The sequence below is a fragment of the Flavobacteriales bacterium genome (assembly GCA_020635795.1).
GTDB lineage: Bacteria > Bacteroidota > Bacteroidia > Flavobacteriales_E > Vicingaceae > Vicingus.
In genome coordinates, this window is sequence record JACJZD010000004.1 from 182399 (window position 1) to 195019 (window position 12621).

A 12621-nucleotide genomic window follows, 5' to 3' on the forward strand; every position below is an offset into this window, starting at 1 on the left:
TAAGTTCAAAGTTACGAAGTAAGCACTAGAATTTTTAATTTAGAAAACGCAAAAAAAGCATTAGGCATGACCCACGAAGAAGCAAAATCGAAAATAAGTAGTTTAACCAGTACAATTAATCAGCACAATTACAATTATTATGTGTTGTCGAACCCTACCATTACTGATTATGATTTTGATATGTTGTTGGAAGAGTTGATTAAACTCGAAAGCGAATTTCCTGATTTAGCTGAAGAAAACTCTCCTACAAAAAGAGTAGGAGGTGAGGTTACCAAAGAATTTGAAACGGTAAAACACAAATATCCCATGCTTTCGTTGGGAAATAGTTACAGCAAAGAGGAAATAACCGATTTTGAAACGCGTATTAAAAAATTGGTGGAAGATGAGATTGAATACGTATGTGAGCTTAAATATGATGGTGTAGCAATTGGCATCACTTATGTTGATGGAAAATTAACAAGAGCGTTAACGCGTGGCGATGGTACGCAAGGCGATGATATTACCACCAATGTTAAAACCATAAAATCAATTCCTTTGCAATTGCATGGAACCGATTACCCCAAAGAATTTGAAATAAGAGGCGAGATTTTTTTACCAAAAGACGTGTTTGAGGAGTTAAACAAAGAACGGGAAGAAATAGGAGAACAATTGTATGCAAATGCCAGGAATACTGCTTCTGGAACCATAAAAATGCAAGACTCAGCAGTGGTTGCTCAACGAAAATTAGACAGCTATTTGTACTTTGTTTTGGGAGAAAATTTGCCTTTTAAAACACATTTCGAATCTATAGAAATGGCTGGTAAATGGGGGTTTAAAGTTCCTCAAGTAAAAAATAAGTTTATAAAAAAATGTAAAAATATTGATGAGATATTTGAGTTTATCAATTATTGGGACAAGGAACGAAATAACCTCAATTTTGATATTGACGGAATTGTAATTAAAGTAAACTCGTATCGCCAACAAGAGGAAATGGGTTTTACAGCAAAATCTCCCAAATGGGCAATTGCTTATAAATTTAAAGCTGAAAAAGTAAAAACCAAATTGTTGGAAATTACTTATCAGGTAGGCAGAACGGGGGCTATAACACCTGTTGCCAATTTAGATCCAGTTTTATTGGCTGGAACAACTGTAAAACGAGCTTCTTTACACAATGCCGACCAAATTGAAAAACTTGACATCAGAGAAGGCGATTGGGTTTTTGTAGAAAAAGGAGGGGAGATTATCCCTAAAATTGTTGGGGTTGAAGCATCGCAACGTGATATTTTTTCTCAACCTACCCAGTATATTACTCATTGCCCCGAATGCAATACCAAGTTAGAACGAACCGAAGGAGATGCAAAGCATTATTGTCCTAATGAGTGGGGTTGTCCGCCACAAATAAAAGGTAAAATGCAGCATTTTATTAGCCGAAAAGCCATGAACATTGATGGGCTGGGAGAAGAAACCATTGAACAATTGTTTAATGAAGGGTTGGTTAAAAATATTGGAGATTTATACACATTAACTATAGAGCAATTATTGCCTTTGGAGCGAATGGCAGAAAAATCGGTAAATAATTTATTGCAAGGATTGTTGGACTCTAAAAAAGTACCTTTTGAACGCGTATTATTTGCCATAGGAATTCGATTTGTAGGAGAAACCGTTGCCAAGAAATTAGCCAAACATTTTAAAAATATTGATGCAATTATGCATGCCAGTTTTGAAGAATTGATTGCAGCTGACGAAATAGGAGATAAAATTGCTGAGAGCATTATTCAATATTTCGCCATAGAGCAAAACTTAAAGTTAATAGAAGAGTTAAAAAATATTGGCTTGCAGTTTTCCTTGTCTGAAACCCAATTACAAAATACTAGCGATAAATTGGCAGGGTTAACCTTTGTGGTTTCAGGGGTTTTTAGCTTGTTCAGCCGCGATGAGTTAAAAGAGTTGATTGAGCAAAATGGAGGCAAGGTTTCGGGTTCTATTTCTAAAAAAACCAGTTACATTGTTGCTGGCGAAAACATGGGGCCAAGCAAATTAGAGAAAGCCACCGGGTTAGGCGTTGCAATTATTGATGAGCATACATTTAGTGAGATGATTTAAAAGCTTTACTCATTTATTGTATTGGAAACATCGTAAATACAGTAATCGTTATTTTCTAGCACCACTTTATATTGATTTAGTTTTATTTCAGAACTAAAACTACGTTTTAAGATTACAATGTATTTCAGTCCTTTATTTTTTAATTCTTCAATGTATTTTTCGTTGCTAATGGTATGGTTGTCGGCTACCCATCCTTTTCGGTGCGAAAAATACATTGGCGTAGGGTAGTTGCCACTATTTATCAAAATCAAGTCATGTTGGTTCGATATTTTATCCAAATCCATTTCTAGATTTAAAATACCTAAATCGTTTTCCTTTATGCTAAAATCATGTGTTTGGTTGGCGATGCCTTCAACAGAAATAGCAATTAAAACGATTAAAGCAAGTTTAGTGTTTTGCATTTTGATTAAACCGTAACCTGCAACCAATGCCATAACAGGGACAAACGGAATGATGTAATAGTTATGATGAGGAAATGTATAACCCGACTTAAAAATGATGATGGAAAAGCCAAATAAACTTAAAGCAAAAACGGAATAAATTTTCCACTCTTTTTTAATAATGGATACCATTAAGCCAAATAAGAAAACAGCAAAACCAATATATTTAAGTGGGGTATCATAAAACCGTTTAAGCGTTTCAGAAATATTTTGGGCTATTTCGGTAAAACCTTGACTAAAGCTTTTACCCATAATGAAATGCAAAAAACCAAATTTTTCAACAAGGTAAGGAACCCAATAAAAGTACCATATCATTACAGGAATTAATCCAAAAAATGTTACTGTAGAAAATATTAATTTTCTGTTTAACGAGATGTTTTTGTTTAGAAAAAAAATCACAAAAACAATTAATAAATAACCAGAAGGGAGTTTTGATAATAAACCTAATGTTAGCAGTATTAAATAACTAATTAAGTACAGGTATTGCTTTTTATGTAGGTGGGTTTCTAAATAATTTGATCCATAGTATATACAAGCTAAAATCATAGACATAGAAAAGGTATCGGGCATTATTTTTCTAGAAAACTGAAACCAAATGGAGACAATTAAAATGATGGTAGCGTAAAATGCATGTTGCTCAGTAAAATATTTTTTTAACAACTTATAAAAGAACCAAAGCCCAAAACTTGAAATAATTAAATTGATTAACCTCCCATACCAGTGTTGGTAGCCAAACAACACAGAAACCAAATAATGCAAATAATTAAGCAACGGAAATTCCATTCCTGTAATGCCAGTTTTTTCACCTGCTATATCAATGCTGGGGTAAAATATATTGTTGTTAGTTTCTAAAAAATTTCTCGAAACCATTGTTACGGTGGTTTGCCTCCAATTATGGCTAACTTCAAGCGGTGGGTTTGTAATTCCTATTAACCTAATTAAAAAGAAAAAAAATATCCAAAAACGGATGTCTATCAGCAAATTTTTTATGCTCATTTGTGCCAGCTTTTCTTTAATTATTGCCAATAGAAAATAAATTGAATGATACCTTTTAATGCTGTTGGGTTTTTCAAATTTAATAATTCAATCAGACTTTAAACAGGATTTCTATTTTATTCAATTGATATAAGAAAGAGTTGGGTTAATAGGTGTAAGCTGTTTTTTTCTTAAAACAACCGTTGAGGAACGAAATGGTTGTTTTAAAGCTAAGCAACCCGAAGAGAAACGAGAAATTTTAAATGTCTAACGGTCAAGTATAAGCGTAGTGCGGGATTTTGGAGCGATATGCTGTCTGCCAACACGAAACTTTAATAGTAGCCAAAATAATAAATTTTAGCGATTCAACCCGCATTACGTTTATACAATGTTGTAAGCTGGCTTTTCCTTTCAAGTTCTGGTTTGTCCTTATTAATCTCAGCTTTGTGTGTCCGCTGTTTTTAAGAATTTTGGAAGGGAGAGATTTAAAAAATAATTTTTCCTTCGGGTTGGCAGGTGGAAGCTCTTTTGCAATTTTTGGTTTGTGCATTGGCTTGTGCGAATTGCAAATGTGCTTACACTTGTGAAAAGGGTTTAATTTTAATTATTTACCTTTGTCGATTGTGAAAAATCTTTTAAAGAAGTTAATGGCAAGAAGAAAAACGGTAAATAATACAGGAATTCTAAGAGTAGGTGGTATTCCTTATCACGATGCTTGGGTGGCATATAAATGTGTAAGTTGCCAAGAAATGAACTATGTCCAAGTCGGACAAAAGTTGCTGACGCCACAAGAAGCAATTGAAACGGCTGTTTGGAAATGCGAACATTGTGGATTTATTCACTCAAAAGAAACCGATTTGCCTTTTGATAACTGGGAAGAAGAATATAACAGTGCTGATTCCACTACTGCTTTGCGATTTTGGGAAGGTTTTTTTCGGATTGCAACTGAACACCCTGAATCATATTGGAAGCAATGTAATGTTTGTACTCGAATTTTGCCTTTCAATGCTTTTAGCAAACATTCAGGCTGGGGTCCTTTGGAGAAGCAAATGGAATGTAGGAGTTGTAAGGGAGCCATTAATGCAGTTTTAAATCCCAAAAGAACAAAAGAGCAGTTACACGAATCTGCCGTTCGAAGAAGAATAGCTGATTTATTTATAGAAGAAGAAAACGAATCAATTGACTTTCAGGATTTATTTAAAAGATTTGAAAGTCGATGTTTCAAGACAAAAGAACCATTAGATATTAATCAACGCGATACCTGGTCAATTGACCACATTTTACCATCAAAATATCTCTATCCACTTAAAAAGGAAAATGCAGCATTACTTTCAAAAAATGCTAACGAAAATAAAAGAGATAAATGGCCAAGTAAGTTCTATACAAATAATGAGTTAATTGATCTTGCCAGAATTACAGGAGCAAATATTGACTTGATTTCAAATAAGCTCCCAATAATGAATCACAACATAGATGTCAATAAGGGAGTTGAACGTTATTTGCAAGTCAGAGAAAAGTCAGACCTGCCAAAACGTATAAAAGAAATCAAAAAGATTTTGCTCGTATATGAATTGGTAGATAATCTTTCTCTCGAAAATAAAAAGCTGCTAGGATTCGAATAGTTTCTATACAAGTACGAGATATTGATGCGAAGTTACCGTTCCTTTATCTCTTATACCGTGTGATTCGCAATGCTCTACACTTTCATCAAATAAGTCAGCAGTTTTAAACCAACGCTTACTTATTTTTTGAAGTTCTAATGCCATATCACATTTATTGCTTTTCCCTAAATGTAGAACAAAAGTGCCATCCTTTTTCATACGTTCTTTTGCTTGTCTAAATATGGATTCGTAAATGGCAAAATCAATTTTTTGCCTTTCATCTATAAATGATTTAGGTTGATGTTTGAAGTCAATTTCTGACCATCCAGTAAACCATATTCTAATCCAGTTAGCCAAATAAAATCTAGTGCTGTCAAAAAACGGTGGTGAAGTAATTATAGCATCTAGGTTATTAATTTCTTGTGGCCAAACTATCGTTGTGTCTTGATTAAATATTTTACCGTTTTTAAAATTAAGCGGTAATTCTTCGTTAATTACTCTGTTTACTTTTTCGCAAAGCTTTTCGATTAGGCTTTTGTAGATAAAATCCCCAGTAGGTGCATACGGAACAATTGGGTGTGAACGTCTGCTCAAAGCATAAGGTCTATTGCCGTGAAGAATATGAAGTAATGAAGCAACTACTAACATTTCGCTTGGTGTGGACGGATAATTTTCCTTTACAAATCTACGAGCAAGCAATATTTCTTTTAACGTGTTTTCTTCATAGTATTCAGATAGCTTTTTGTTAAATCCAAAATTTTTAACTTCATCAATTTCTTTTTTAGTACACTTATTGGCTTTAATAAAATTATCCAATGCTTCTATATAAGAAAATGATTCAGAAGAAATTGGTGTATTTACTTTACCATAAGAGATATAGTAAGCTGGCAAACTAATATCAATGCCATAGGATAATTTTCCCGTTAACGCTGCTTCAAAAGGAATTGTTCCTACACCTGAAAAAGGGTCAAGAACAGAACCATTTTCAGGTACAAAAGTCTTAACAAGATGATGTGCAATTGCTGGTTTTAACTTACCTTGGTACGAGCAAAGAGAGTGATTATTATGCCCCCAATTTCTACTTGAATATGGTTCTTGTTGATGGGGGATTTCATTTCTGAAACTGTCCCAGTTCTTTTTCCAATGAAGTTTTATTTTTCCGTTTACAGAATTTGGTTGTTTTTCTTTGTATTCAAAAACCAATAATGACTGGGTAAGTATTTCTTGATTTCTAGAACGTCTTTTCCTTAAAATCTTGTTTTCAACGAATTCATACCCTAATCCCTGCATTAACTCAATTAATATGTCATCTGTATTAATATGTACGCCACTAAAAATAGAATCCCCAATATCAATAAGAACTTTAGCATTTTGAGCTAGTAATGGTTTTGCATCATTAAAGATTGTGTACATTTCTTTAAAGTAGCTCTGTGCCATTACCGGAATTCTAGAATCATAAGCATTTTTATTCAGCTCAATAAGTGTCGCTTTCAGCAAACTACTTTTTGAAGCTATATCAAGTCCATTGACATAGGCATATTCCTTTTTAACATCATTAATTCCACTTGTTAATGCTTGGTCTCTAAAAAATCGCAAATCATTTTCGAACTGTAAATACCTTAAAAACCAAAGCTCTACTTTTGTATTTCTGAAATAGTTTGTGCCATTTAGATAAGGCGGACTTGTAATGATTGCTCCGATTTTTAAATCATTTACACGACCTATATTCTTTGCATTTGAAAGAATAAATTCGGGCTTTCCTTTTAGCTTATAGTCAAAATTCAAAATATCTTCGGCAATATTTCCAATTTTTTCTGGCAAAATATCATTAAATGTTTTCAGGTCTTTCTCAATTTCTTTCGCTGTTTTGAATCTTACATCTCCAACTTTCTTAAGAAATGATACAGGGAGTAGACAAGAAATAACAGCTACGGTTAGAGTATCAGCTAGTAGTTCATCTTCTAGTTTAATAATATCAATATATGACCTTAGTTTTAATACCTGCTCAAGAGTTTCATCAGGGAAATATTTTTTATCAGAGAATAGAGATTTATAGGATTCTCTTAAAGATTTATCTTCTTCAAACTTATTAAGGTTCTTCAGTACAACTTTTTGAATATCCTTTAGGTCTTTGGACAGCTTTTTCCTTTGAGACTCTTTTGCTTTTAAAACATTGAGCTTTGTTTGAATTAAAAACTGTAATAAAGGATTTACTTCTGAATATACTGTTGATAGTCCTAAATCATCAGCCGCAAGGAGTGTTGTGCCTGTACCTGCGAAAGGTTCATAGATTAGAGTATCTGTTATTCCATAGTTTTTTATTAATGATTTTACAAAGTCAGGAGAATAGCCTTCAATGTAAGGATACCATCTTTGAAATGGGATGTTTTTACTTTTTACAAATGTTACATCTTTCTCTGTAACGCCTTCAACTTTGTCTATTTCAGGAAGTTTTTGCTTGATAAGTCTTTTTACAACTTGGTTAATTGAACGCTCTTGTTTCTCGGCAAAAAGTGTAAGCTGTTTATATGTTTCAATGCCAATCAGTTCTTTTATTTCTTGAGTTGTCAAGTCTTTTACTTTGGAATAGTATGGTTCTTCTGGCTCACTAAACGCAAGTGTTACAGACTTATCTTTTGAATCTTCCGAAGGGTAGTCGCTGAAATAGACAGCTTTATAAAATTGTTTTGCCATTTTGAAACAAGTATCAGTTTATGATAGTTACTTCGCAAAAGTAAAAACAATTTTTGAACATCACATTGCTTGATAAGATTTTTTTGAATTTAATTTTCAACAGTCTGTTGAGTGTTGGGATATTGGCTCTTTTGCAAAACTTGGGTCGTGTGTCGGCTTGTGCGGTTTTGCAAATGTGCCAATGTGCGGTGGGCTAAAATTAATTTTTAAAATGTGCGGTGGGAAAATTTTTAAAACATTCGTGTCGGCTTGTGTATTTCCAAAGTCAGTCCGTAAGTTTATGTTAAGATGTCAAAGTTCGTTTTTCAGAAGTCTGTTTTTTCGGAGTACGGTCGTTCTTTAGGCTTGCTTACAACGGTTAGTATATGGCAAGTAGGGCAGTAGAAAGCGATAAACTTTCGGGTTTGCTCTGAGCCACATTTTTATATTTTGTTTTTAACTTATTCATCTTAAAAGCCAAATTAAAAATTTGGCGGTGTTGGTAAATTGCTCTGAACTTTCGTTAACCACCGAACGCCCTATTTGCTATATACCTTGTTACCACACGTATTTATTTTCTTTTCGAGTAGCTGTTTAATTTCTTTATTGGTTCTTTAAATGCTTTTTCCATTCTAACAGACGCATCAATCAAAAATTCATTCATTTTTTGCCAATCTGTTTCTTCAAAGTAATTAACTCCATCAAGTTGATATTTAATTCTACAAGTAACATTTTCATCCATTCTTTCCCAAGTCAATTCTGCTCCAAATTCAGATTCTATTTTGTCTTTCATTTTATAAACAAAGTCAAATAGTTCCTTGTTTTCTTCTTTGCTTCCACGGTTGAAAATGATTTCACTCCTACAATATGAACTACTTGCGGCTAAATTGATATTTACACCGCTCATTCCAATACCTTTTCCAATCCAATTTTCTTTTGAGGGCGAGTTATTAGAAAACAAATTGTTTTTTTGATTACTTGCATTTATAAATTGCTCCCAAAATTTCAATCTTATATGATGTCTGTTTTTTAAGGTTTCTTGAACTTCAATTTCTTCTTGAGCTTTTGTCGCAATACTTATTGCAAAATCTTCTGTGTCTTTTGTCGGTAGTATTTGCTCTACATTTAAAAATAACTGGTCATTTAACTCAAATGGTGTAACCTTAAAGCATTGAAGTCTAATTTTAAAATTCATTAACCAAAGCACAGATGATGTGACTTCTTTTCTAAAATTAGCAGCGACCAAAATCAGTCTCTGTGAATTAAGTCCTTGATTTAGTAAGATTTCTGAAATTTCTCGATTATCAAAAAACTCTGATATTTTATCTTGAGCAATTGCTGTTGTTCCTAAAAAGTCTTGATAGATTTTTAAAATGTCTTGTTTGGTCAAACTTGCACAATAAGAAGCATACTTAATTACTTGCCAAGTAACATCTTTGCCTGAATCATCAAGTTTGTTTTCAATTATTACTAAGTTTCCAAGCTTATCTAAAGCAAGTAAATCAAGTCGTTCGTTCGTTTCGCTAAATCCACTAAATTCTTTTTGTATTATTAGTAATTCTTCTCCAAGTGAAGTGGGATTATTGGCAATCCATTCTTGCAAGTGTTCTCTTTCTCTAAATTTCAATTCAGAAAACGACTTTTGTTTCAATTTAGATATTCTATTTTTCTCTCGGTCAATTATGTACATTCAGTTTTTCTTATGTGTGGTAAAGGGTAAAGTATATGAAAAGTAGGCGGTTTCAAAGCATTAAACTTTCGGTTAAACAAAACCTTTGATAAGAGCTAAAACACTTCATTATACTGGTATTTTGCCTATTTTTTATATACATTGTTAGCAAACGTTAATTTATTATAACTTTCTCCGTTTTTTGTCCATCTTTTGTCTCAATTAAAAGAAAATATACACCTGATTTGATTGCTGGTAACTCTATTGAATATTCCTTTTGGTTTATTTTTAATTCAACAAAAACAAGCTGTCCTGTCGAATTCATCATCCTTATACTTACCAACTCTGAATTACTAGAAATAAACAAATTTTGTCCTTCGTTAGGGTTGGGATATATTTTAAGTGATCCGTTGTTCAAGGTAGTTTCGCTAATAGAAGTCGATAATGTAGAGAAACTAAAATTTAATAGTTTTAACCCTCCAGGGTCAGCAAAAAATGGTGTAAATGGTGGAATGTGAAAAGGGGTATGAATGAAGCTTAAAATAATTTTATCATTCCACACATCCAAACCATGTGTTGCAAGTGTGTCATTTAAGTTTACATACTCACCAACCTTAGAAACGGTCATAGGGCTTGTTACATCAAATACAAATAATTCCGATTGTCCTGCCGTGACAAACAGTAGGCTGTCGTTATTTGAAAGTATTACTTCGTTGGTGTGCAAATGGGCTCCACTCCAATTGGTATTGTTGCATCCCCAAGGATTAAACCATTGCACAGAAGTAAAAGGGATTGAACTTATGTCAAGCACTTCAAGCCCGCAATAATCCACAGATACAAATGCATAGTTCCCTTTTATTGCTATATCATTGTAAGCAGCAGCAGCTTGAGAATTTAACGATGTGTTTATGTATTTATATACTTCAATAGGGTTATTTTTATTTGTAACATCTATAGCACGTAAACCTCCTCTATCAAAGCACACATACAAAGTGTCGTTTTTATATTTCAAACCTCTAGCGTTGTGTGCATTTGAAGAAGATGATGGGAAGTTTAAATCTAACTGTAAATGTGATTTAAATAAAATATTGTTTTCGTTTGATACGTCTAATATAATTATTCCATCAGTCATTGTCGATAGATATGCGTAATTACCTTCAACAATAAGGTGAGATATTCCATGGTCGAATAATGTGCTGTCCCATATATCTTTTATAATTGGCACGCTTGGGTTTGTAATATCGATAATCGCCAATCCAGATGAAGAATTTGTATTCACCTGAAAATCTCCAATGCCAACAAATAAAGAGTTTCCTCTTTGCTCAATTGTAGAAACATCAAGGTTATTAAAATTACTTATTGGCCAATTCAACACTGGATTAATAATGGTTGAATTTGAAATATCATATATCCCTAATCCAGACTCCATATTAGCAGAATAAACAAAGTCCACTCCAGTACGCTTATCAAATAATGATGTGAAGGAAGACTTTACTGGTATTGATGGAAAAAAATGGGCGGATTTTTCAGTTAGAGTTACCGTATCAATTTGTGCTTTAACATTAAAATGGAATAAGACTATTGTCAGTATTAAAATAGTGATTTTCATATTCTTCTTATTAATTTGTTTTTACAAGTTTGAGTGTGTGAATATGGTTGTTTTCCGTTAAACATTTTACAAAGTAAATGCCTTGTGGTAAATTATTGGTATAAATATCAAATTCTGTATTATATGAATCGCTCACAAATAATGTTTCACCCATATTATTTAAAAGACAATATTTAAACCTAGATGGTGATGTAATTATAGCTGAATTAGATGATGGGTTTGGAAAAATTTTATAATTCATTCTTTCGCTTTCATTATCCAAAACAGATGTTGTTGAACAAAGATTAGTCCATTTTAACAAAGCAGGTCTATCCAAACCAAGAGAATCTCTTAATGAAACTGAATTAAAAATTTTGATGCCATCATTTATCTGAGGATCCATTAAATAATGAAGGTATAGCCAATTTAGGCCAATAACATTGCCTTGTGAAACAAAATTGACTAAAGAATCTATGTAAATTTCTTGCTGTTGAGGAGAACAAGTCCAAGTCCCAATAAACGAATCAGCAGGCCAACCAGTTTCCGTGAAATATACTTGTTTATTGCCAATTTGTTGAAAAAAATCACTCATGTAATTTGAAGGGACTAAGGAGGCTTGATTATAATTAAAAAAAGGATATACAGTCATTCCAAACACATCAATTTTATTGAAATTAAAAACGTTGAGTGCATTCCAATAAGGAGTGTTCCATCCAACATTGACTCCATTTCCTGATAAATGTTCATAGTTAAAGATAGTTCCAACTTTCGTATTAGGTGAATACAGTTTAATGGTATCATAGGCTTGATGATAAAATCCAACAAAATTTAAAAAATCTACGGAATCTTGAGCCCAGTAAAAATTTATTTCATTTCCAATAAAAATATATTCAGGATGAAGTGAATCTGCTGTGTTTCTTAACATTTGGAGAAATAAGGATTTCATGTTTGAGTTTGTCCAATTGTTGGTTGTATCCGAATTAGTATTAAGAAATAAAGTTGGATATTCAGCGAATGGAAAAGCCAACATATCGTGATAACCGTATGGAGATGGCTGCAGTTGGCTTACTGTCTTATGCACGGTTGGTATACTTCCCGATGTATTAATATTGTCTCTCCAATTTGCATTAACAAGCACTACACCATTTCCATTGCACATTAATCCAACCTCATTCAAGAATGCTCCAAATTGAGAAAAATCCGCAGAATGTCCCAAGGGTGAAACTCCGTATCCTAATTGTCCATTAAATGTTTGTCCTACTGATATTAATGAAACTAGGCTTCCCAAAAATGTTAAAAAAAATCTTTTCATATTGTTTGTTTTTAATGTTTGCTAACGCCACAATATGTAATGTGCCGTTCAGTTTGTACAATGCTTAAAAGTAATAATTTTTGCGATAGCTTCATATACTAGCATAAAAAATAAGTAACCACAAAGCAAACCAACCAAAGCAAGGATGCAACTTGCAAAAAGTAAATAAGTAACCACTCGCAAAAAATTATGGAGCAAACCATAAAAGCTAAAAAAAGCTACAAAAGCTAGAAACAGGGCATATTATATATTGAATGTTAGGTGCTTTTATTTTAAAGCCA

Annotated in this window: 7 protein-coding genes; 2 read left to right on the forward strand and 5 right to left on the reverse strand. The window is 32.9% G+C overall.

The features are described from left to right. Positions 1 to 66 precede the first annotated feature (66 nt). Positions 67 to 2082 carry an NAD-dependent DNA ligase LigA gene (gene ligA / locus H6589_11110; protein ID MCB9175146.1) on the forward strand — a complete coding sequence of 672 codons (2016 nt, stop codon included), beginning with the start codon at positions 67 to 69 and terminating at the stop codon, positions 2080 to 2082. A gap of 5 nt (positions 2083 to 2087) precedes the next feature. On the opposite strand, the gene H6589_11115 is transcribed toward ligA, so the two are convergent. Beyond that, entirely contained in the window at positions 2088 to 3518 is a 1431-nt protein-coding gene (locus H6589_11115) for a glycosyltransferase family 39 protein (protein ID MCB9175147.1), read from the reverse strand. Positions 3519 to 4144: 626 nt separating this feature from the next. On the opposite strand from H6589_11115, the gene H6589_11120 reads away from it, so the two are divergent. After that, a complete protein-coding gene (locus tag H6589_11120) occupies positions 4145 to 5119 on the forward strand; it encodes a hypothetical protein (protein MCB9175148.1) in 975 nt (324 codons plus the stop codon). A gap of 3 nt (positions 5120 to 5122) precedes the next feature. On the opposite strand, the gene H6589_11125 is transcribed toward H6589_11120, so the two are convergent. The 4 genes from H6589_11125 to H6589_11140 all read right to left on the reverse strand — a co-directional run bounded on the left by H6589_11125 (position 5123) and on the right by H6589_11140 (position 12340). Continuing rightward, positions 5123 to 7792 (reverse strand): hypothetical protein, encoded by a 2670-nt coding sequence (locus tag H6589_11125; protein ID MCB9175149.1) that lies wholly within the window; start codon positions 7790 to 7792, stop codon positions 5123 to 5125. Positions 7793 to 8342: 550 nt separating this feature from the next. After that, positions 8343 to 9461, reverse strand: coding sequence for a DUF4268 domain-containing protein (locus H6589_11130; protein MCB9175150.1), 1119 nt, complete (start codon positions 9459 to 9461; stop codon positions 8343 to 8345). A gap of 154 nt (positions 9462 to 9615) precedes the next feature. Beyond that, on the reverse strand, positions 9616 to 11049 hold the full coding sequence (locus H6589_11135) for a T9SS type A sorting domain-containing protein (GenBank protein MCB9175151.1): 1434 nt from the start codon (positions 11047 to 11049) through the stop codon (positions 9616 to 9618). Between the two features lie 10 nt (positions 11050 to 11059). Next, positions 11060 to 12340, reverse strand: coding sequence for a glycosyl hydrolase 53 family protein (locus tag H6589_11140; protein MCB9175152.1), 1281 nt, complete (start codon positions 12338 to 12340; stop codon positions 11060 to 11062). Between the last annotated feature and the right edge of the window lie 281 nt (positions 12341 to 12621).

Coding starts and splice junctions, on each gene's coding strand:
- H6589_11135 (MCB9175151.1), bottom strand. CDS start 11,049: ATGAAAATCACTATTTTAATACTGACAATAGTCTTATTCCATTTTAAT.
- H6589_11130 (MCB9175150.1), bottom strand. CDS start 9,461: ATGTACATAATTGACCGAGAGAAAAATAGAATATCTAAATTGAAACAA.
- H6589_11125 (MCB9175149.1), bottom strand. CDS start 7,792: ATGGCAAAACAATTTTATAAAGCTGTCTATTTCAGCGACTACCCTTCG.
- H6589_11140 (MCB9175152.1), bottom strand. CDS start 12,340: ATGAAAAGATTTTTTTTAACATTTTTGGGAAGCCTAGTTTCATTAATA.
- ligA (MCB9175146.1), top strand. CDS start 67: ATGACCCACGAAGAAGCAAAATCGAAAATAAGTAGTTTAACCAGTACA.
- H6589_11120 (MCB9175148.1), top strand. CDS start 4,145: ATGGCAAGAAGAAAAACGGTAAATAATACAGGAATTCTAAGAGTAGGT.
- H6589_11115 (MCB9175147.1), bottom strand. CDS start 3,518: ATGAGCATAAAAAATTTGCTGATAGACATCCGTTTTTGGATATTTTTT.